Annotated in this window: 23 protein-coding genes; 11 read left to right on the forward strand and 12 right to left on the reverse strand. The window is 62.6% G+C overall.

All coding sequences use genetic code 11. From position 1 onward, the window contains the following. The first annotated feature begins 553 nt into the window (after window positions 1–553). The 3 genes from AC19YT_RS17850 (at window position 554) to AC19YT_RS17860 (ending at window position 4,119) form a co-directional block, all read left to right on the forward strand. Window positions 554–2,071: a nucleobase:cation symporter-2 family protein gene (locus AC19YT_RS17850; RefSeq protein WP_500599064.1), complete on the forward strand. Its 1,518-nt coding sequence runs from the start codon at window positions 554–556 to the stop codon at window positions 2,069–2,071. Window positions 2,072–2,173: 102 nt separating this feature from the next. Beyond that, on the forward strand, window positions 2,174–3,664 hold the full coding sequence (locus AC19YT_RS17855) for a PAS domain S-box protein (RefSeq protein ID WP_500610736.1): 1,491 nt from the start codon (window positions 2,174–2,176) through the stop codon (window positions 3,662–3,664). 215 nt (window positions 3,665–3,879) lie between these two features. Beyond that, window positions 3,880–4,119, forward strand: a complete 240-nt coding sequence (locus tag AC19YT_RS17860) for a DUF1652 domain-containing protein (RefSeq protein WP_095110030.1) — start codon at window positions 3,880–3,882, stop codon at window positions 4,117–4,119. Between the two features lie 44 nt (window positions 4,120–4,163). On the opposite strand, the gene AC19YT_RS17865 is transcribed toward AC19YT_RS17860, so the two are convergent. Further along, the gene (locus AC19YT_RS17865) at window positions 4,164–4,781 is read right to left on the reverse strand and encodes a winged helix-turn-helix transcriptional regulator (RefSeq protein ID WP_095110028.1); all 618 of its coding nucleotides are present in this window, start codon (window positions 4,779–4,781) and stop codon (window positions 4,164–4,166) included. 96 nt (window positions 4,782–4,877) lie between these two features. On the opposite strand from AC19YT_RS17865, the gene AC19YT_RS17870 reads away from it, so the two are divergent. From AC19YT_RS17870 to AC19YT_RS17880, 3 genes are all read left to right on the forward strand, one after another. Continuing rightward, complete coding sequence (locus AC19YT_RS17870) at window positions 4,878–5,189, forward strand: YdcA family protein (protein WP_095110083.1); 312 nt, start codon at window positions 4,878–4,880, stop codon at window positions 5,187–5,189. A 354-nt stretch (window positions 5,190–5,543) separates the two neighbouring features. Further along, the gene (locus AC19YT_RS17875; protein WP_500599066.1) at window positions 5,544–5,948 is read left to right on the forward strand and encodes a TraR/DksA family transcriptional regulator; all 405 of its coding nucleotides are present in this window, start codon (window positions 5,544–5,546) and stop codon (window positions 5,946–5,948) included. A gap of 160 nt (window positions 5,949–6,108) precedes the next feature. Beyond that, a complete protein-coding gene (locus AC19YT_RS17880) occupies window positions 6,109–7,704 on the forward strand; it encodes a methyl-accepting chemotaxis protein (RefSeq protein ID WP_500599068.1) in 1,596 nt (531 codons plus the stop codon). A gap of 4 nt (window positions 7,705–7,708) precedes the next feature. On the opposite strand, the gene AC19YT_RS17885 is transcribed toward AC19YT_RS17880, so the two are convergent. From AC19YT_RS17885 to AC19YT_RS17895, 3 genes are all read right to left on the reverse strand, one after another. Continuing rightward, window positions 7,709–8,089: a hypothetical protein gene (locus tag AC19YT_RS17885; protein WP_095110023.1), complete on the reverse strand. Its 381-nt coding sequence runs from the start codon at window positions 8,087–8,089 to the stop codon at window positions 7,709–7,711. A gap of 71 nt (window positions 8,090–8,160) precedes the next feature. Beyond that, on the reverse strand, window positions 8,161–8,391 hold the full coding sequence (locus AC19YT_RS17890; protein ID WP_095110022.1) for a hypothetical protein: 231 nt from the start codon (window positions 8,389–8,391) through the stop codon (window positions 8,161–8,163). Between the two features lie 153 nt (window positions 8,392–8,544). After that, complete coding sequence (locus tag AC19YT_RS17895; RefSeq protein WP_095110020.1) at window positions 8,545–8,793, reverse strand: S1 domain-containing protein; 249 nt, start codon at window positions 8,791–8,793, stop codon at window positions 8,545–8,547. Window positions 8,794–9,185: 392 nt separating this feature from the next. Between AC19YT_RS17895 and AC19YT_RS17900 the strand changes: the two genes are divergently transcribed. From AC19YT_RS17900 to AC19YT_RS17910, 3 genes are all read left to right on the forward strand, one after another. Beyond that, the gene (locus tag AC19YT_RS17900) at window positions 9,186–9,653 is read left to right on the forward strand and encodes a hypothetical protein (RefSeq protein ID WP_095110019.1); all 468 of its coding nucleotides are present in this window, start codon (window positions 9,186–9,188) and stop codon (window positions 9,651–9,653) included. Further along, complete coding sequence (locus tag AC19YT_RS17905) at window positions 9,650–9,856, forward strand: hypothetical protein (protein ID WP_500599072.1); 207 nt, start codon at window positions 9,650–9,652, stop codon at window positions 9,854–9,856. The genes AC19YT_RS17900 and AC19YT_RS17905 overlap by 4 nt, the downstream gene beginning before the upstream one ends. Window positions 9,857–9,920: 64 nt before the next feature. Beyond that, window positions 9,921–10,355 (forward strand): DUF3995 domain-containing protein, encoded by a 435-nt coding sequence (locus AC19YT_RS17910; protein ID WP_095110017.1) that lies wholly within the window; start codon window positions 9,921–9,923, stop codon window positions 10,353–10,355. Here the strand turns inward: AC19YT_RS17910 and AC19YT_RS17915 are convergent. From AC19YT_RS17915 to AC19YT_RS17945, 7 genes are all read right to left on the reverse strand, one after another. After that, complete coding sequence (locus AC19YT_RS17915) at window positions 10,352–10,720, reverse strand: Na+/H+ antiporter subunit G (RefSeq protein ID WP_095110016.1); 369 nt, start codon at window positions 10,718–10,720, stop codon at window positions 10,352–10,354. The two genes, AC19YT_RS17910 and AC19YT_RS17915, sit on opposite strands and share 4 nt — an antisense overlap. Continuing rightward, window positions 10,717–10,995, reverse strand: coding sequence for a K+/H+ antiporter subunit F (locus AC19YT_RS17920; protein ID WP_095110015.1), 279 nt, complete (start codon window positions 10,993–10,995; stop codon window positions 10,717–10,719). Before AC19YT_RS17920 ends, AC19YT_RS17915 begins: the two co-directional genes overlap by 4 nt. Further along, a complete protein-coding gene (locus AC19YT_RS17925) occupies window positions 10,992–11,480 on the reverse strand; it encodes a Na+/H+ antiporter subunit E (protein WP_500610737.1) in 489 nt (162 codons plus the stop codon). Before AC19YT_RS17925 ends, AC19YT_RS17920 begins: the two co-directional genes overlap by 4 nt. After that, window positions 11,477–13,162, reverse strand: coding sequence for a monovalent cation/H+ antiporter subunit D (locus AC19YT_RS17930; protein ID WP_500610738.1), 1,686 nt, complete (start codon window positions 13,160–13,162; stop codon window positions 11,477–11,479). Before AC19YT_RS17930 ends, AC19YT_RS17925 begins: the two co-directional genes overlap by 4 nt. Next, the gene (locus tag AC19YT_RS17935; RefSeq protein ID WP_005789164.1) at window positions 13,159–13,503 is read right to left on the reverse strand and encodes a Na+/H+ antiporter subunit C; all 345 of its coding nucleotides are present in this window, start codon (window positions 13,501–13,503) and stop codon (window positions 13,159–13,161) included. Before AC19YT_RS17935 ends, AC19YT_RS17930 begins: the two co-directional genes overlap by 4 nt. Further along, window positions 13,503–16,421, reverse strand: coding sequence for a monovalent cation/H+ antiporter subunit A (locus tag AC19YT_RS17940; protein ID WP_500610739.1), 2,919 nt, complete (start codon window positions 16,419–16,421; stop codon window positions 13,503–13,505). The genes AC19YT_RS17935 and AC19YT_RS17940 overlap by 1 nt, the downstream gene beginning before the upstream one ends. Before the next feature lie 239 nt (window positions 16,422–16,660). After that, window positions 16,661–17,674 carry a DMT family transporter gene (locus tag AC19YT_RS17945; RefSeq protein ID WP_176465139.1) on the reverse strand — a complete coding sequence of 338 codons (1,014 nt, stop codon included), beginning with the start codon at window positions 17,672–17,674 and terminating at the stop codon, window positions 16,661–16,663. Window positions 17,675–17,689: 15 nt separating this feature from the next. On the opposite strand from AC19YT_RS17945, the gene AC19YT_RS17950 reads away from it, so the two are divergent. Beyond that, the gene (locus tag AC19YT_RS17950; protein WP_095110009.1) at window positions 17,690–18,253 is read left to right on the forward strand and encodes a helix-turn-helix domain-containing protein; all 564 of its coding nucleotides are present in this window, start codon (window positions 17,690–17,692) and stop codon (window positions 18,251–18,253) included. Window positions 18,254–18,411: 158 nt separating this feature from the next. Here the strand turns inward: AC19YT_RS17950 and AC19YT_RS17955 are convergent, their stop codons facing one another. Continuing rightward, window positions 18,412–18,846 carry a hypothetical protein gene (locus tag AC19YT_RS17955; protein WP_095110008.1) on the reverse strand — a complete coding sequence of 145 codons (435 nt, stop codon included), beginning with the start codon at window positions 18,844–18,846 and terminating at the stop codon, window positions 18,412–18,414. Window positions 18,847–19,220: 374 nt separating this feature from the next. On the opposite strand from AC19YT_RS17955, the gene AC19YT_RS17960 reads away from it, so the two are divergent. Beyond that, complete coding sequence (locus AC19YT_RS17960; RefSeq protein WP_500610740.1) at window positions 19,221–20,654, forward strand: FAD/NAD(P)-binding protein; 1,434 nt, start codon at window positions 19,221–19,223, stop codon at window positions 20,652–20,654. Window positions 20,655–20,657: the final 3 nt, after the last annotated feature.

Raw genomic sequence — 20,657 nt, forward strand, 5'->3', positions numbered from 1 at the left:
TATGGTATACGAATTTCTCCCCTGCGTAGCCTCCCGCAACGACACGTCCCCGTCGCCCTTCATTAATAGAGTGCCGATCCGTCGCCGATCACCCGCTGATTGCCCGATGGCGGGCGGGAGGCGCGATTGTGCACTAGGGTTGGGCGCAACCTTAATTAAGAGTGGACCTACGCGTGCGTTTAATCAGAAACAAAGACTTCGGAAATTGCGTACAGGTCTTCCTGTAGCAAGCGGGATCGCCCGCGCCCGGCTGCGTAGCGGCCGCCATTCGGCTTGCGGCTAACCCCTGTTTTAAAGCTGCTGCGCACCCCCGCGCAGGCTGGCCCGCTTCCTCCCAGGCGTAGGCTGGCAAGGGGTTTGCACAGGCTGACCGCTGGTCGGTTTCGACCGGCACGAGATCCGTTGGCGGATCGGTGGTCGCAGGCTCTGGATCACAGGTTTGGTGCCAGGGTCAAGGCGATGGCGCGACAAATTGTATACAACTCTATAGACAGTTGTTCTGAATGTTGCATACAGTGGCGCCATAACAAAAAACAGAGAGAACCCTCACACCATGAATACCCCTCCTGTTTCACCGCAGCGGCCCGAAGACGAGAACCTGGGCGTGGGCGCCAACATGGCCTATGGCCTGCAACACGTGTTGACCATGTACGGGGGGATCGTGGCCGTGCCACTGATCGTCGGCCAGGCGGCCGGGCTCTCGCCGGCGGACATCGGCCTGCTGATCGCCGCGTCGCTGTTCGCCGGCGGCTTGGCGACGCTGCTGCAAACCCTGGGCCTGCCGTTTTTCGGTTGCCAGTTGCCGCTGGTGCAGGGCGTGTCCTTTGCCGGCGTGGCGACCATGGTGGCGATTGTCGGCAGCGATGGCGGTGGCGGTATCCAGGCGATCCTGGGGGCGGTGATTGTCGCGTCGTTGATCGGGCTCTTGATAACCCCGGTGTTTTCGCGGATCACCAAGTTCTTTCCGCCCCTGGTCACCGGCATTGTCATCACCACCATCGGCCTGACGCTGATGCCCGTGGCGGCACGCTGGGCCATGGGCGGCAACAGCCGCGCCGAAAACTTCGGCAGCATGGCCAACATCGGCCTGGCGGCCATCACCCTGGTGCTGGTGCTGTTCTTGAGCAAAATCGGCAGCGCCACCATTTCCCGCCTGTCGATCCTGCTGGCGATGGTCATCGGCACCCTGATTGCCGTGGCGCTGGGCATGGCGGATTTCTCCACCGTCACCCAGGGCCCGATGTTTGGTTTCCCCACGCCGTTCCACTTCGGCATGCCCACGTTCCATGTGGCGGCCATCCTGTCCATGTGCATCGTGGTCATGGTGACGCTGGTGGAAACCAGCGCCGATATCCTGGCCGTGGGTGAAATCATCAACACCAAGGTCGATTCCAAGCGCCTGGGCAATGGCCTGCGCGCCGACATGCTGTCGAGCATGTTCGCCCCGGTGTTCGGGTCGTTCACCCAGAGCGCGTTCGCCCAGAACGTGGGCCTAGTGGCGGTGACCGGGGTCAAGAGCCGCTATGTGGTGGCCACCGGCGGCTTGATCCTGGTGATCCTCGGCCTGTTGCCGGTGATGGGCCGGGTGATTGCCGCAGTGCCCACCTCGGTACTGGGCGGCGCCGGAATCGTGCTGTTCGGCACCGTGGCGGCCAGCGGTATCCGCAGCCTGTCCAAGGTCGATTACCGCAACAACATGAACCTGATTATCGTCGCCACCTCCATTGGCTTTGGCATGATCCCCATCGCCGCGCCGAACTTCTACGACCACTTCCCGAGCTGGTTTGCGACCATTTTTCATTCCGGCATCAGTTCCTCGGCGATCATGGCCATCGTCCTGAACCTGACCTTCAACCACTTCAAGGCCGGCAACTCCGACCAGCAGTCGGTGTTCGTCGCCGGCACCGAGCGCAGCCTGTGCTTCCAGGACATCGCGGCGCTGCGCGAGGGCGACTACTTCAAGGGCGGCAAGCTGCACGATGCCGAAGGCAACGAGATTTCCCTGGTAGAAGAAACCGCCGAGCCGCTGCGCAGCCCCAAGGCCAGCAACGCGCAAACCAGCAGCGCCTGATGCCGTTGTTGTAGCAAGCGGGCTCGCCCGCTTGCTACAAACGTCAGGCGCACGATCGCCACCGCCCGCGGTCGTACTCTTCATGCACTTTGAGGAGATGCCATGAGCCGGGATGTTCTAGCCACCGAAACCACGCGCCGCCAGTTGCAACAGATCATTTCCGGCCTGTCGGACGGCGTGATCCTGATGGAAACCGACCAGAGCATCCTCTGGGCCAATGACGCTGCGCTGGCCATGCACGGCGTCAGCCAGGTCAGCGAGTTGGGTGCCAATGCCCGCGAGTACGCCCGGCATTTCGCCCTGCGCTATCGCAACAACCACCCTCTGTCCGTCGACAACTACCCCATCAGCCGCGTCGCCAAGGGCGAAGTGTTCAGCGACCTGTTGGTGGAAGTGGTGCGCCGCGCCACGCCCGAGCGCACATGGGTGCATCGCATCCGCAGCATGATCCTCACCGATCGCAGCGGCGAGCCGGAGTCTTTGGTGCTGATCCTAAGCGACGCCACCGAGTGGGCCAGCGCCGAGCAGCGTTTCGAGAAAACCTTCAACGCCAACCCCGCGCCGGCGGTGATCTGCCGCCTCAGCGACTTGCGCTACCTCAAGGTCAACCAGGGCTTTGTGGAGATGACCGGCTACGGCCGCGACCAGGTAATCGGCTGCTCGGTGTATGAACTGGATGTGCTTGAAGGCGCCGACGACAAGGACCTGGCCGTCGAACGCCTGAGCCGCGGCGCGACCATCCCGCAGATGCAGGCCGAGCTGCGCCTGCCCGATGGCAGCAGCAAACTGGTGATCGTCGCGGGCCAGCCGCTGGATTTGAACGGCCAGGACTGCATGCTGTTTTCCTTTATGGACTTGGAGCCGCGGCGCCGCGCCGAACTGGCATTGCGCCAAAGCGAGGAGCGCTTTGCCAAGTCGTTTCGCCTCACGCCCGTGCCGACCCTGGTGTGCCGCGCCGAGGACCAGTGCCTGCTGGACGTCAACGAAGCCTTCCTCACCATTACCGGTTACAGCGCGCAGGAGTTGCTGGGTAAAACCGTGGACGAAATAGGTGTGATCGACGACCAGCAAGCCTGCTCGCGGCTGTTCGCCCAGTTGCAAAAAAACGGCAGTGTCGAGGGCCATGACCTGAAGATCCGCAGCAAACAGGCCGGGTTGATCGATTGCGTGGTGTCGGCGGACACGGTCAGCATCCACGACAGCGCCTGTTACTTGCTGGTGCTGATGAATATCACCGAGCGCAAGCGCACCGAGCTTGAGCTGGTGGCCGCCATTGAAGAGGTGATGCAGGATGCCTCGTGGTTCAGCCAGACCCTGATCGAAAAACTCGCCAACGTGAAGAGCGTGCGCTCGGCCACACCTTCGAGTGTGTCCTTCACCGACCTCACGGCCCGCGAGCGCGATGTGCTGCGCTTGATCTGCGAAGGCCTGGCCGATAAAGAAGTGGCCGCACGCCTGGGCCTGGCGCCCAACACCGTGCGCAATCACGTGGCCACGGTGTACTCCAAACTCGACGTGCACAGCCGCAGCGAGGCGATTGTCTGGGCCCGTGAGCGCGGCCTGTTCGCCGGCGAACGGCGCGGCAGCAAATAAGCCCTGGGTGCAAATGCACTAGTACAAGCAGTGCAAATTCGGCTGTTGCCTGGCGTGAGCGTTTCCTAATCTTTGGGCTGGCGACACCGCCCATGGGGGTGTCGTCGTCGATTCGAAGCCATAAAAGGAAAGGCCATGTACCAACAAACCTGCCTCCCGCGCCACGCGGGCCTGTGCCAATGGACGTTGACGGCGCCCCTGCCGAGGGTTCGCCATTGACTGCTCTTGCCGCGTTGCGTGAAACCCTGGCCCGCAGTTTCGAGCCCCTGGCTTGTGAGTGCGATGTGCATCCGGGACCGTCGCTGACCGTGCGTATCTATGACCCCTACAGTGATCGTGTGGACCTGGTGGTGACAGGGCTGCGCCTGGAGCGCTTGATGACCTCTCGGGACGTCGATGCCCTGATCGAAGAACTGCGCTACGAGCTGCAAAGCAACGGCCTCGCGGCGATGTAGCCATGTCAGGCCTGGGCCTGCGGTTAAAAGGAGCCGGAGGCGACTCAGGCGGGCGCCACCATTAAGTACCCGCGCCCGTGCACGGTGCGGATCAACGCAATCTGCCCCGGCCTATCGACCTTGCGGCGTAGACGTGCGATATGCACGTCGATCAGGTTGGTGCCCGGGTCGAAGCGATACCCCCACACGGTTTCAAAAATTCGCTGGCGTGAGAGCAGGGTGCCGCTGTGGCGCATCAGGCATTCCAATACTTTGTATTCGGTAGGTTGCAGGGCCAGCAGTTGGCCTGCGCGGTGGGCCTGGCGTTGGCGCAAGTCCAGTTCCAGGTTGGCCAGGCGCAGCCGCTCCCCAGGCCCTGCGGGCCGCGCTTGCAGTAAACGGCGCACGCCGGCGAGCAAGTCCGCAGGCGCTGGTGGCGGGTTGTCCAACACCCACTGCGGCGTCAATACGCCGAGGGCGCGCAGGGTGCTGGCCATGGCTGCCGCATCCAGGCCTGCCGGGGAGGGGGCGAGGATGATGAGCGCATACTGGCCGCCCACCGCGCACTCGAGGCCTTCGCGCGGGTCGCTGCGCCAATCCCATTCAAGGCCAAGGCTCTGGAGCACGGCGCCCAGTTGCCGGGCCGTAGCCGTGTCGCTGTCGATGATGAGCACGCGGCTCATCGGTTAAACCCCCGTGGGGCGAAAAAACGCTGATATCATTAGGCCATCTCTCAAAAAGGATGTTGAACCGTGGGCGCACTCAAATGCCGTGGCTGGATGCCGTTACTTGTGGTCGCTTTGTCGTTGCTCATCAGCGCCGATGCCTGGGCCGGCAACACGCCATGTTCGGGCAAGAAAGGCGGTATTGACCGCTGCGATGGCGAGCTGTTTCTGTGCAACGACGGCTCCATCAGTGCTTCAAAAAGAAGTTGCTCGGCCCGATACGGCGGCAGTACCGCGACCCGGGCCAACACTCTGGTGCAAGACGCCGAGGGCTGTGCCTGTGGCACGGGCAGCTTCTGCACCGGGCCGCGAGGCGGTGTGTACTGCCTGACACCTGCGGGTAATAAAAGCTACAAACGTAAGTAAGCCCCCGGAGTATCGGCCAGTGTGAAAGCGATTTTTTGTGCCTGAAAGTAAGCCAGCAGGGGGGGTTTGCGATAGCGGTTTGTCTTGCCTGGCGCCCCGAATCATTGAATTTATTGCTATAAACGCACTCCGATGACCGCCCAAACCCTGCGCCAGCGCACTGAAACGCTGTTGTAGGACACATTCGCTGTCATTTCAGTTGCTGCGCCCTCAAGTCGGCCTTAGACTGCCGCCCCTCGTAAATTGAGTGCCGGGTGGCGCTTGGAATGTATGGCGCCTTTGCGATGGCCTGCAGAGGTCGAGCGGAACGCTCCCTTATTCGCCTTAATGCACGTATTTTTTATAGAGAAATCAATGACAAAGGATAAGTTGCTGGCCATGCCGGCGGATGACTACATGAATGCCGAGCAACTGGCTTTCTTCACCGAGCTGTTGCAGGGCATGAAGGTCGAAACCCACGAGCGTATCGAGCAGAGCCGCATTGCCATTGAAAGCCTGGACACCCCGGCCGACCCGGCTGACGCGGCGTCGGTCGAGGAAGAACGTCACTGGCTGGTGAACGTCATCGACCGCGACCAGCGCATGCTGCCGCAGTTGGAAATGGCCCTGGGCCGGATCGCCGACGATACCTTTGGCTGGTGCGACGACAGCGGCGAGCCGATCGGCCTCAAGCGCCTGCTGATTAGCCCGACCACCAAGTACTGCATCGAAGCGCAAGAGCGCCACGAGCAAATCGACAAGCACCAGCGTCAAGCCTGATCCCCGTTCTGCCAGCCTTTGCCCGCCGCGCGGGCGACGGTTGCATCCCGCGCCACGCACTTGTATTGATCTGCTGCAAACCCACGACTAAGGGACCATGGATAATGGCCTGATAGTGGCGTTTAATCCGGACACAATAAAAAGCAGCGGGATAATAGACATGACAAGAGATGGATCCCTGGTCCAGCCTTCCAAGGCCCGCTCCCCGGCGCGCTGGTGGGCGCCGACCCTGCAAAGCCTGGGCCTCACTGCGTTGTTCGCCGCCATGGCCCTGGGTGGCTGGCCTGCCTACCTGTGCCTGCCGCTGGCCATAGTGATCGTCTGGCTGCCGCGCCTGCGCTTGCGCAAGGCCACCGAGGACGTCGAGCCACAAGCGGACACAAACATGGCCGCACTGACGCGAGACCTGTCTTACACCACCAGCCATAACGCACTGTCTGCCGCTGGCGTGGCCTATGCGGTCAAGCAACTGGCGGGCAAGTTGCAGTCGCAACTGGATGCCGCCGACCGCATCGTCGGCAGCGCCGAGGTGATGATCGACACCGAGAAAACCACCTCCCAACTCAGCCTCCAGGCCCTGAGCGCGGCCAGCGAGGCGCACCAGAGCAGCGCCCAGGGGCGGGCGGTGCTGGCCGAGTCCATCAGCCGCATGCACCTGCTTAGCCAGCGCGCCAGCGACAGCCGCCAGTTGATCGAGGCCCTGAGCGTGCGCAGCGAGGAAATCCAGCGGGTGACCCTGGTGATCCAGTCCATCGCCAACCAGACCAACCTGCTGGCCCTCAACGCGGCTATCGAGGCGGCACGGGCCGGCGAACACGGGCGCGGCTTTGCCGTGGTAGCGGACGAGGTGCGCGGTTTGGCCGGGCGTACTGCCACGGCCACCGATGAGGTCGGGGTGATGGTGGCCGATATCCAGCAGCGCACGGCCCAAGTGGTGGAGCAGATCCGCCAGTTGTCCACCGACCTCAACACCGGCGTGGAGCAGGTGGAGCTCACCGGCCAGTCCCTGGACCACATCGCGCGCCTTGCGGCGGGGGTGGAGGATCAGGTCAGCGACATCGCCAAGGGCGCGCAAACCAACCGCGAGCAACTCGACAGCCTGTTCCACGCCGTGGAGCAGATGCGCAGCGACCTGGCCATCAGCGACCAGCAAACGCAAAACCTGGCCGTGGCGGCGGTGCAGATGGAAGGCCAGGCCGAAACCATCAGCGAACGCCTGGCGGAAGTGGGCTTGGATGACTACCACCAGCGTGTCTACGACCTGGCCCGCGAAGGCGCGAGCCGAATTGCCGAGCAGTTCGAGGCGGACATCGACCAGGGCCGCATCAGCCTCGACGATTTGTTCGACCGCCATTACCAGGCCATTCCCAACACCTCGCCCACCAAATACCAGACCCGCTTCGACCGCTACACCGATCAGGTCCTGCCGCCGATCCAGGAGTCGCTGCTGCCGCGCCACGATGGCCTGGTGTTTGCCATCGCCTGCACTCAACAGGGCTATGTGCCGACCCACAACAAGGTGTTCAGCCAACCGCTGACGGGCGACCAGCAGGTGGACGCGGTGGGCAACCGCACCAAGCGCAAATTCGCCGACCGCACCGGCATCCGTTGCGGTAGCCATGAGCAGGCTGTGCTGTTGCAGACCTACACCCGCGATACTGGCGAACTGATGCACGACCTGTCAGTGCCGATCATGCTCAAGGGCCGGCATTGGGGCGGCTTGCGCCTGGGCTACAAACCCGAGGCGCCGCGCTGAGGCTTCAGGCCGAGGTGTCTACGGTGCCGATCAGGCTGATTTCAGCCTGGAGCAGGGCCGTGGTGGCCAGGGTGATTGCGCTGCTCAAGGCCAGCACCTTGGCCTGGGCTGCGGACACGGCCTGCATCCGAGCGGTTTGCGAGGTGTAGCGGGCACTTTTCACCGCCGCCGCGCGGGCAGTGGCGCGGCGCAACTTCTGTTGCAGTTGCTCGATCTGTTTTTTCAGCTGCTTGACCCGCTCTTTCTTCGCTTCCAGGGTGCTGCCCGAGCTGGGGGCTGAGGTGCTGGGCATTCTGGCGTTCAGAGGAGCGGCTTCCTGGAAGACGGGCGCCGTAGGGGCGAGGGTCTCGGGCAGGCGAGCGGGCGGATTCAAGTTAATCATCATGATGCTCTTAAACGGGGGCTCGCCTGCTGTATCGGTCTGCCGGGCGCATTCTGAAGGCCCGGCGCTCGGTATCAGGCGTTCAACGCACCCTGGTCAACGGCGGCCTTGAGTGACAGCGCCGCTTCCCGCGCGGCCACGGCGGCGACTTCGGCGGTCTTGAACCAGCGATCTTTCTCGACCTGATGGCAAGTCACGGTTTTCAGCGGCGGCTTGGCGCGCATCACGATCACTGCCTGGAATTCGCCTTCCACTTCCCTGGCCTCGCCATGGATGAAAAACTCACCGATATCAAATTCCGTCACGTAGCGCGTTCCCCTGGAAATTATTGTGGGTTTTGAGGGGTGGCTGGCAGGCCCCCCTCAAGAATCGGGGCAGTATGGCAGTTGTTGCCCGGCGGTAGCTGAGTTAAGTCAGGGGGACGACAAAACAACAGGGCTGTCGGGGCTGTGTAGACGTCAGATAAGTTCTTCCAAATGCCGGGCCAGAGCACAAGCCTCACGATGAAGACGTCGGAATCCTCGTATCCGACCCGTGGATATCTCCTGGATATGGAAAAAATTCTTACCTGCAGGTATCACTTGATAACGCAGCAAAGGTATATATTCGCGCTCCGGCTGGGCAGAAAAGTCTGTGGTACTGGCGCTGGGCACCTGATTGCCGATGCGGGTGAGGGGGTGTTGCGCGCAAGGTTGGAAAGTGTGCATGGGAAGTCCTTTTCTCGGTTCGTACCGGCGTAAATTCGTTGAATAGCTGGTTTCGGTCAGCGTCGCTGCTCTAGAATTGCGTTCTTTGCGCAGCGGCTGCCTTTTATCTAAGGCATTTTTTTGCATGCCTTCTGCCGGAAAAGTGCTTTTTTTGTCGCGGTTTTTCCCCAGGATCGATAGTCCATTTTTTTCTGGACGCTATAGGGGTGAATTCCTACAAGGCCTGATGACTGCTTAAGCGCGCAGTATCGACCTCGCTCCGTTAGGCTTCCTGGGCCGGTTCTCAGGGGGATGAGCCTTAGCCCATAGGGTGACACTGTCGACCTGGTCGTTTTTTTGTGCTGTCTGCCGTTCGCGCAGGCGGAGTCATTTTTATATTCGGGGACGTCTCCTTGGCAGTAAGTAATCTGGATATGCACGCGTTGTTCGTGCTCGGCGATTTACGCGCAAAACTGGTCAAACAGTTTCAATCACGTTTTGTTTACATCACCGAACAAACCGCCGAAGGCATTTACATTGCCGAACTCGACACCGAAACCGCGCTGGTAGTCGATGACAAGCCTGGGCTGGAACTCAAGGTCGGCGATCATTTTCGCGCCGCGGTGTTGCCCAGCCGTGAAGGCGGCAAGCTGGAAATCAAGTTCCGCGAAATCAAGCTCACGGTTTATGGCCTGGGTGACTACGCCTTTGTTACCACCGCCGACGGTCACGGCATCGTGTTCAAGGAAGGGCAGAGCGTGGTGACGGTGTTCGCCGCCCACCAACAACTGAGCGAAGGCCTTACCAAGTCCCTCAAGGCCGCCACGGCCAAAGCCGCCAAATGGCGCAAGGGCGAACTGACCTTCAAGGCCAGCGAGTGACACTCCCTGGGCGTGCCGACTTTCACCGTGAGCATGAGGCCAGCGCCAAGGCCCAGGCGCAGCAACTCTTCGCGCAAAAGGCCACCCTGCAGGCTGCATGGCTGAACTGGGTCGCCGCCCAGCTCTACAGCCTGCGCCCGCCGGCCTACGCGAACATGGTGCGCCGGGAACTGGCGCAATTGCAGGCCAGCGCCGGCAACTGAGCCTTACAAAATCCCCCGCGCGCAGGCATGCTTTGCTTCCTCTTGATCGCAAGGAAGACGGTTCATGACGCTTTTGATTGCCTACACGTTGGCGGCGGTGTTCGCCGTGCTCAGCCTGGTTCACGTCTATTGGTCGCTGGGCGGCAAGGCGGGGTGTGATGCGGCGGTGCCCAAGGTGCCGGGCAAAACCGGGGAAATGCGCCCGGCATTCGTGCCCACGCCTGCGGGCACGTTCAAGGTGGCGGTGGTGCTGTGGGTGATTGCCACCCTGGTGTGCCTGCGCGCCGGCCTGGGCTTGCCGGCCATCACCCATGGGGCCTTGCAGTGGTTTCTCAGTGCGGTGGCCCTGGGGATGTTCCTGCGGGCCATTGGCGATTTCAAGGCCGTGGGTTTTTTCAAGCGTATCCGCGGTTCCACCTTTGCCCGCCGCGATACCTGGGCCTACTCGCCGCTGTGCGTGTTGCTGGGCCTGGGCTTGCTGGCAGTGGCCTGGGGTTAATTGCCGCCATCGGTGCGGCGGCTGCTGATTTCCGCCGGCACGTCGTCGCCGGCCATGCGCTTGCGGAACAGACCCGCCCGGGCCAGCAGCAGGGTGGTCACCGGCATGGTGATCGACAGCAGGATCGGGATCAGCCAGGCATGCAGCACGGGGCCTTCCTTGAGCGCCGAAAAGTAGAGGATCGAGGCCAGCGCCACGGTCCACGCCCCGAGTGTGGAGGCCAGGGCCGGCGGGTGCATGCGCTGGAAGAAGTCCTTCATGCGCACCATGCCCCAGGCGCCTGCCAGGGTGAACAGGCTGCTGAGCACCAAGAGGATGCCCACCGGTAGTTCGATCCAGATCGACAATTGGCTGACGCTGTTCATTCGATCACCTCGCCGCGCAGCAGGAACTTGGCCAAGGCAAACGAGCCGACAAAACCCAGCAGGGCGATCAGCAGCGCGGCCTCGAAGTAGGTGTCACTGGCGTAGCGGATGCCCAGCACCAGCATCATCAGCATGGCGATGATGTACAGGTAGTCCAGCGCCAGAACCCGGTCCTGGGCCGAGGGGCCCTGGAACAGGCGCACCAGGGTCAGGACCATGGCCAGGGAAAAAATGAACAGGCTCACGAGTATCGCGTTGGCGAGCAGGGGGCTCATTCAAAGATCTCCATCAATGGCCGCTCATAGGCCGCCTTGAAATGCTGGATAAACTGCGCTTCGTCATCCAGGTCGAACACGTGCAGCAGCAGTACGCTGCGGTCCAGGGCCAGTTCCGACCACACCGTGCCGGGCACCACCGTGGTAATCATCGACAGCGCGGCCAGGCCATTGGCGTCGCGCAGTTGCAGCGGCACTTTGACAAAGCGCGAGCGCGGCGGGCAGCGCCCGGCCCTGAGCACGCCCCACGCCACCAACAAGTTGGACACCAGCACATCCTGGCCCACCCGCAGGACCAGGCGCAGGATCACACCGGGGCGGCGGATGCGGATTGGCAGCGGCCGCAACGGCCGCATCATCAAGGGTGCGACAAGCCCCAGGAGCGCGCCGAGCAGCAGATTGCCAGCGCTCAAGGACAGGTTCAGCACCAGCCACAACAGCCAGAGCGCCAGGGACAGCCAGGGAGCCGGGAACAGACGTTTCATGGTTGCACCTGCGCGCCTGCGGCACGGGCTTCGGGGCTGGGAACTGCCCGGGTGCCGAGCACGGCCATCACGTATTGCTCGGGGTTATTCAGGCTCTGCGCGGCGGCCTGGGTGTAGCGCAGCAGCGGCTCGGCCTTGAAGGTCATACCGATGCTCAGGCCCACCAGCAAGATGATGGGCACGCACTCCAGGCGATGCAGCAACGGCGAGGGGCGTTCTTCGGGGGTCCAGAAGCGCTGGATGCCCAGGCGCGAGAAGGCAATCAACGACGCCAACCCCGAGAGAATCAGCAGCGCCAGCAGGCCCCAGGCCGCGCCCGGGATCGGCGCGTCGCTGTCGGCGCCCAGGCCCATGGGGTTGAGCAGGGCGCTCATCAGGCTCAGCTTGCCGATAAACCCCGACAGTGGCGGCATGCCGATAATCAGCAGCGCGCAGGCGATGAAGCTCAGGCCCAGGAACGCCATGGTCCAGGGGATTACCTGGCCGACTACGGCTTTTTGATCGTCATCGAGGTTGGTGCCCTTGATCGGTTGCGCCGATGCCGGGATGCGCGGCAGGGCTTCGGCCTCGTCTTCCAATGCCGATTCATGGACCGAACGGCAGCGCTCGATCAACTCGGCCAGCAAGAACAGTGCGCTCAAGGCCAGGGTCGAGCTGACCAGGTAGAACAGCGCCGCTGCAACCAGGCTGGGCTGGGCGAAACCGACGGCGCACAGCAGGATCCCGGCGGAGACGAGGATGCTCAGGCTGGCCATGCGCTCCAGGCGCTGGGCGGCGAGAATCGCCAGGGCGGCGCAGACAATGGTGGCCATACCCCCGTAGATCAGCCAATCGCCGCCAAAGTACGCCGAGGCGCCGGCCTGCCCGGAAAACAGCAAGGTCCACAGGCGCAGCAAGGTGTACACGCCAACCTTGGTCATGATCGCGAACATTGCCGCCACCGGTGCGCTGGCGGCGGAGTAGGCCGGCACCAGCCAGAAATTCAGCGGCCACATCCCGGCCTTGGCCAGAAACGCCACGGCCAGGATTCCCGCACCGGCGTGCAGCAGGCCGCGATCGGCCTCGGGCACCAGGGGAATCTTCAGCGCCAGGTCGGCCATGTTCAGGGTGCCGGTCACCCCATAAATCAGCGCCGCGCCAATCAGAAACAGCGAAGAGGCCAGCAGGTTGATCGAGATGTAGTGCAGGCCCGCCGACACCCGCGGGCGCCCAGAGCCATGGAGCATCAAGCCGTAGGAGGCGGCCAACAGTACCTCGAAGAACACGAACAGGTTGAACAGATCCGCCGTGAGGAACGCGCCATACAGGCCCATCAACTGGATCTGGAACAAGGCGTGGAAGCTCGAACCGGCACGGTCCCAGCGCGCCATCGCAAACAGCAGGGCGCACACGCCGATGATCCCGGTCAGCACCAGCATCAGTGCCGACAGACGATCGACCACCAGCACGATGCCGAAGGGCACTTGCCAGTTGCCCGGCAGGTAGACGCCGATGGCGCCGGGCACCTCGGTGCGTATCGTCCATTGCAGCAGGGCGATGGAGATGCCCAGCCCCAGAATGCTGGAGAACAGGTTCAGGCGCGCCTTGAGCGGGCGCCGCTTCTCGCCCAGCATCAGCATCAACGCGGCGGTGAGCAGCGGCAACAGGATGGGGGCAGCGATCAGGTGGGTCATCCCGTTCATTCTTTAGGCTCCCGGCCATCGACATGGTCGGTGCCGGTCAAGCCCCGGGAGGCCAGCAAGACCACCAGGAACAGGGCGGTCATGGCGAAACTGATGACGATGGCCGTAAGCACCAGGGCCTGGGGCAACGGGTCGGTGTAGTTGAGCAAATCCTGCGGCACGCCGTCCTTGATGATCGGCTCCTTGCCGATAAACAGGCTGCCCATGCTGAAAATGAACAGGTTGACCCCATAAGACAGCAGGCACAGGCCCATCACCACTTGGAACGTCCGTGGCCGCAGCACCAGCCAGACGCCGGACGCGGCGAGCACCCCAATGGCAATTGCAATGACTTCTTCCATTAGGCGGCTCCAGGCGCGAGGACGGGTTTGGATGGGATGCCAGGCTTGTGGCCACGCACCGATTGGTGCGCCAGGGCAGTGAGAATCAACAGGGTGGAGCCGACCACCACCGCGTACACGCCCACATCGAAGAACAGCGCGCTGGCGATATGGATATCCCCCAAAAGCGGCAGTGCAAAGTGCCAGGTGTGGGTGGTCAGGAACGGATAGCCCGCCGCCATGGCGCCCAACCCCGTGACGCTGGCGAACAGCAGCCCGGTGCCCATCCAGCGCATGGGGCGCAGGCTCATCTGCGCCTCGACCCACTGCGTGCCGGCGACCATGTACTGCAGGATGAACGCCACCGACATCACCAGCCCGGCGACAAAACCACCGCCAGGTTGGTTGTGCCCGCGCATGAACAGGTAGAACGACACCACCAGGGCAATCGGCAGCAGCAGGCGTACCAGCACCGCCGGCACCATCATGAAGCCCAGCGCGGTGTCGCTGGCCTGGCGTGGGTTGACCAGGTCGGTGACCACGTCCGGCGCCAGTAGGCGCTGCTGGGCGGGGAGCTGCATGCTCTCCTTGGGTGGGCGGAAGCGGCGCAGCAGGGCGTAGACGGTAAGCGCCACGGCGGCCAGCACGGTGATTTCGCCCAGGGTGTCGAAACCCCGGAAATCCACCAGCATCACATTCACCACATTGCTGCCGCCGCCTTCAGGCAGGGCGCGGCTGAGGTAGAAGGAGGAAATGTCGTTGGGGGTCTGGCGCGTCAGCATCGCGTAGGACAACAACGCCATGCCGCCGCCGACCACTGTGGACAGCAGCAAATCGCGCAGGCGCCGCATCCGTGCCTTGCGCAGGCTGCTGGGCAATGGCGAGACCTCTTCGATGCGCCGTGGCAACCAGCGCAGGCCCAGCAGGATCAGCACCGTGGTCACCACCTCAACCACCAACTGGGTCAGGGCCAGGTCTGGCGCGGAGAACCAGACGAAGGTCACGCAGGTCATCAGGCCGCAGACGCTGACCATGGTCAGGGCCGCGAGCCGGTGGTACTTGGCCTGCCACGCGGCGCCGAGGGCGCAGGCGATAGCCAGCAGCCAGAGGGTGACGAACACGATGGAACCGGGGATCTTCGGCCGGTCGCCCCAGCTCAGGGAACTGTGGAGCATGGGGATCAGGCCGGCCAGCACCGCCGCCAGCACCAGCCAAAACAACTGGGTCTGCAAGCGCCGGGTGCTGATGAAGCGCTCCAGGCGCCGGGCCCAACGCATCATGATGACCAGGCCACGCTCGAACAGGCGCTTGCCGTTAAAACGGTTGATAAGCGGCGCATGGGCGAAGCGGCCGTGGCGCAACTGATTGCGCAGCACCAGGTACAGCACGATGCCGCCGGTCATGGCGATCAGGCTCATAATCATCGGCGCGTTCCAGCCGTGCCAGATGGCCAGGCTGTACTGGGGCAAGGTGCCGCCCACCACCGGCAGTGCCGCAGCGGCCAGCAGCGAACCGACCATTTGTGCCGGAAAAATCCCCACCAACAGGCAGGTAAACACCAGCAACTCCACCGGCGCACGCATCCAACGCGGCGGTTCGTGGGGTGTATGGGGCAGGTCGGTGGCAGGCGGGCCGAAGAACACGTCCACGGTGAAGCGCAGGGAATAGGCGACGCTGAACGTACCGGCAATGGTCGCGATCACCGGCAGCGCGGTTTCCACCCACGCGGTGGCGGAGATGAACACCGTCTCGGCGAAGAACATCTCCTTAGACAGGAAACCGTTGAGCAGCGGCACGCCAGCCATCGAGGCACTGGCCACCATGGCCAGGGTGGCGGTGAATGGAATCAGTTTTATCAGGCCGCTGAGCTTGCGGATGTCCCGGGTGCCGCTTTCGTGGTCGATGATCCCGGCGGCCATGAACAGCGAGGCCTTGAACGTGGCGTGGTTGAGAATGTGGAACACCGCCGCCACCGCCGCCAGCGGGCTGTTGAGGCCTAGCAGCAGGGTAATCAGCCCCAAGTGGCTGATGGTGGAATAGGCCAGCAGGCCCTTGAGGTCGTTCTGGAACATCGCGCAGTAGGCACCCAGCAACAGGGTGCAGGCGCCGGCGCCGCTGACGATGTAGAACCATTGCTCACTGCCTGACAGCGCGGGCCACAGCCGCGCCAGCAGGAACACACCGGCCTTGACCATGGTTGCCGAATGCAAGTAAGCCGACACCGGCGTCGGCGCGGCCATGGCGTGGGGCAGCCAGAAATGGAAGGGAAACTGCGCGCTCTTGCTCAGCGCACCGATCAGGATCAGGGGCAGTAAAACGGGGTAGAGGGCATGGGCGCGGATCAGATCACCGGCCGCCAAGACCTTGTCCAGGTCATAGCTGCCTACGACATGGCCGAGCAGCATTACCCCCGCCAACAGGCATAAACCGCCCGCGCCCGTCACCATCAGCGCCATATAGGCACCGCGGCGGGCGTCGGAACGGTGGTGCCAATAGCCGATTAACAGGAACGAAAACAGGCTGGTCAGTTCCCAGAAAAATACGATCTGGATTAGGTTGCCGGAAATCACCAGGCCCAACATGGCGCCCATGAACGCCAGAAAAAACGCGAAGAAACGCGGCACCGGGTCGTCCGGTGACATGTAGTAGCGCGCATACAACGACACCAAGGTGCCGATGCCCAACACCAGCAAGGAAAACAGCCAGGCGAAACCGTCCATGCGCAGGACAAAATTCAGCCCCAGGCTGGGCAACCAGAAAAATTCCTCACGGATCACGCCGCCATCGGCGATTTGCGGGTAGAGCAGGGCGACTTGAATAGTGCCGGCCAGGGCAACGAGGCCGGCCAACAGGGATTCGGTGTTGCGTGCGTTGTGCGGCAGCAGGGCCGCTAGACAGCTGCCTATAAAGGGCAGAAGCAGTAGAACTATCAGGGACATAGGCTTCTAATCTGCGGAAGTTTGCGAAGGATCATACATGCCGTGCCCCAGATCACCAACCGCCAAGCTGTGGCAGAATCCTACAGAGTGTATGGAAAAAACCGATTCCATGTTGCTCCAACCCAGTAGCAAGGGGGCTTGCCCGCGCTGGGTTGCGCAGCAGCCCTAATAGAGTGGCCGCGCGGCCTATTTACGGTCGCTACGCGCCTGAGCGCGGGCGAGCCCGCTTACTACAGGAGTCAGGGCTGCAATTCGTTTTCCAGGGTTTCTTGCGGTCCGGGCGGGGTGTTGCGTTGGCCCTTGGTTTTGAGTTCGCTGACGATCACCGCGACCACGATCAGTGCCGCGCCGAACAGGGCGATGGCAGGCAAGCGCTCCCCCGCCAGGCGCCCGGCGATGCCGGCCCACACCGGTTCACCGGCGTAAATCAGGGTGGCCCGAGTGGGTGAAACGCTCTTCTGCGCCCAATTCATTGCCACCTGGATCGCCGCACTCGCCGCGCCCAGGCCCACGGCGCTGGCCAGGAGCAGCCAGGAAAACGACGGAATCGCCTCGCCGGTGGGCACAATCATCACAAAGGCCAGCACCGAGGCAGTGGCCAGTTGCACCAAGGTGACCCGGCGCACATCCACTTGCCCGGCATAGGTGCTGATGAGGATGATTTCCGCAGCAATCGCCACGGCGCTGATAAGGGTGACAATTTCGCCGCTGCTGAAATTCAACGAAGCACCTGCTGGCCCCGATAACAGCATCAACCCGGTAAAGGCCAGCATGATGCCAATGCTCGGCATCAACCCAGGGCGGCGCCCCAGCACCAACCATTGCAGCAGCGGCACAAAAGGCACATAGAGCGCCGTGATGAACGCCGATTGGCTGCTGGGGATGGTTTGCAGGCCCACGGTTTGCAAGCCGTAGCCGAGCATGATCGACACGCCGATAAAGGCTCCGGCGCGCAACTCAAAAAACGTCAGCCCGCGCAGGCTGCGGGCCGAGAACAGCGCGACGATGACAGCGGCGGCGGCAAAGCGTAGGCCGACAAAAAACATCGGGCCGCTGACCGTCATCGCATGTTGCACCAGTAAAAAGGTGCCGCCCCAAATCATGGTGATAAACACCAGTACGCACTCGGCTTTGCTGAACCGCGAGAACAGAGGGGAGGAAGACGAGGGTTTCGCTGATGTCATGACCTTGCACACACCTGGAGTGAGACGCACAATGCGCGAAATGTTGGGCAGTATACTGCCCAACGCCATTTGGTGAGCAATATAGTGCACAAAGAAACCGCCCCCCGTACTTCGGTCCTACAACATGTCAGCCAGAACGTACGGCGCCTGCGCCATGCCGCCCGGCTCAGTCAGAGTGCGCTGTCGGAAAAGTCCGGGGTGAGCCGGCGCATGCTGGTGGCCATTGAGGCCGGCGAAAAGAATGTCAGCCTGACCACCCTGGACCGGGTCGCCGAGGCGTTGGACGTGGTGTTCAGCGACCTGATCCAAGCCCCTGATGCCCGCGACCCGAGCCGCATCGATGAGTTGGCCTGGGTCGGCGAAATTGCCGGTAGTAAAGCGGTACTGCTGTCCAAGGCCAGCGCCACGCGGGAAGTGGAACTGTGGGAATGGCGCCTGGAGGCGGGCGAGCGCTATCCCTCGCAACCGGATGCCGTTGGCTGGAGCGAGCAGTTCTATGTGTTTGAGGGGTGCCTGACCCTGGAGTTGACCGGGGGCGACCAGCGGATTGGTACGGGAGAGTTCTATATGTTTGCCAGCCATCAACCCCATGCTTATCGCAATGACGGGCCTGGGCCGGTGCGGTTTGTGCGAAATGTGGTGATCTAAAAAGCACTAGCGAGGCCAGGCCTCGCTAGTGTGGAAGTCCAGAAACAACACCTAAAGCAGCCCCTTATCAAGAGTGGGAGTGAGCGCTACTTGAAGGAGTTGCCGATGCCTGGGGAAACACCGGGTGTTATTTCTGGAGAACCAAAGCATTACGCGTTTCAGCGAATGTTATTGATGGTGCCTTTGTTGCCGGTAACGGTCACGTCCACTTTCTTGAAGATGAAGTAGTCGGCGACATTGACTTCATAACGCGGTGCAACAATCAGGTCCGAACCGGAGCTTTTTACAGCCTTGTAAGCCGCTGCGGCTTTGGCCGACGCCACTGGGTCCAGCAGGCTGAAACCCGAGCCGCTGCTGCCACCGTAGCCAACGCCATCGGCGAACTGGCTGTCGCCGCCCACTTGCAGCCATCCGAACAGGATGTTGGTGGAGGACTGGCCAGTGATTTTTTCGCCGACTTTAACATCGGCCTTCAACTTGGCATCTACTTGGCCAACTAGGGGAGCCGTTGGTTGATTGATGTTATGACTTGTGCAACCACTGGTGGTGATAAGTGCAGCGACAACCAGTGCGGGCATCCACAGTTTTTTCATTGTAAAGCTCCAGAGTTGTTGTGTTCCGTATTTGCAGCGGCGGAACTGTACTCAGGCGAAAAATAAATTAATGTCGGCAACATTTTCATGACTTGTAAGGTTGTCGTGTTTTTTGTGTAGGAAATGATGATGATGGTAGGTTTTTTCGTCGGAAGACTGGAGGATTTGTGCCTCTATTCGTCCGAATCAATACAAGCCTGTTACCCGTATAACCCCATTAAAACGGGGCCCATGGCCTGTTTAGTTCAGGGCGAATAACAACCCCGCCCTTGTTTTTATAGACGCAGGTGGCGGTGCAATACTGGCCTTTAGTACTGCTTGTGAAATTAAGATGCGTGCCCCGGTTTATGATTCACGCCAAGAGGGTGGGCGCAATGGATAACCACAGAGAGAACGGCATGAGCGATCGGGCAGGGCACACAGATATCCTGATTGTCGGCGGCGGCCTGAGCGGTACCCTGCTGGCGGCGCAGTTGATGCGCCTGCCGGGGCGCCGGCGGGTGCGGGTTATCGAACCCCGCGCCGAACTAGGGCGGGGCGAGGCCTATAGCGCGGTGGAGTTGGGCCACACCCTTAACGGCAACGCGGCGCGCATGAGCGTTGACCCGGACAACGCCGATGACCTGAGCCAATGGCTGAGCGAGTTCATCGACGGCGGCGGCTGGCCCGAGGCCCATGAGCAACGGGTGTCGGTCAGCGAGTTGTTCCCGCCCCGGGGCCTTTTCGGTTTGTACGTGCAGCAGCGTTTGGCCGAGGCGCAAGCTGTGGGCGAGCCTCAGGGCTCCAGCGTCGAGCACATCCGTGGCGAAGCGGTGCGGGTAAGCCCCGATGGCCCAGGTGTGCAGGTGCAACTGGCAGATGGCCAGTGCTTGCAGGGGGATGTGGCGGTGTTGGCCACCGGCATGTTTGCCGCGGCCCACACGCCCCAAATTCACGCCACTGGTGTCAACGCGACGGCCCTCGACCCATGGGACGTGGCCGCCATGGCGCGCCTGGCCCCCCAGGCGCCGGTGCTGATAATCGGCTCCGGGTTGACCATGGTCGATGCGCTGGTGTCGCTGGAGCAAGCCGGGCACCGCGGGCCCATCGAGGTGTTTTCCCGTCATGGCCTGTTGCCCCATGTGCGCCGTCAGCCCCCGGCCTGGGTGGACTTCCTCGCCCAGGACCTAAGCCTGCGCAGCCCCCGTCAACTGCTGCGCGAACTGCGTCGCCAATGCCGCGCGGCCCAACAGCAGGGGGTGGACTGGCAAGCGCCGTTGGACACGGTGCGCAGCCATATCCCGCGCCTGTGGAGCCAGGCCAGTGATGCCCAGCGCCGCCAATTCGTGCGCCATGTGCGGCCCTGGTGGGAAAGCCATCACCACCGTTCGCCACCGCTGAGTGCGGCCCTGGTGGCACGCTTGCATCAGCAAGGGCGACTGCGCATCCACGCCGCGTCCTTCCAGGGCCTGGAGCCCGCGCCATCGGGCCAGGTGTGCATCCGCCTGCGCCGCCGCGGCCAGGCCCAGAGCGAAGTGGTGTGCGGGGCAGCGCTGATTAACTCCAGCGGCATCGAATACGACTGGCGCCGGGTGGCCAAGCCGCTGCCCCAGCAATTGCTGGCCAGCGGCCTGATCCAGCCTGGCCCTCTGGCGCTGGGGATCGCTGCCGACCCGGGCGGTGCGCTGATCGACGCCCAGGGCCAGGTGGCCCAGTGCCTGTTCGCCCTGGGCCCGCCTCTGCGAGGTATGTGGTGGGAAAGCACGGCGGTGACGGATGTGGCGATTCAGGCCAAGGCCCTGGCAGAACGCTTGGCCCATTGCCGTTGATGC

This window comes from Pseudomonas sp. MF08875 (assembly GCF_059862525.1).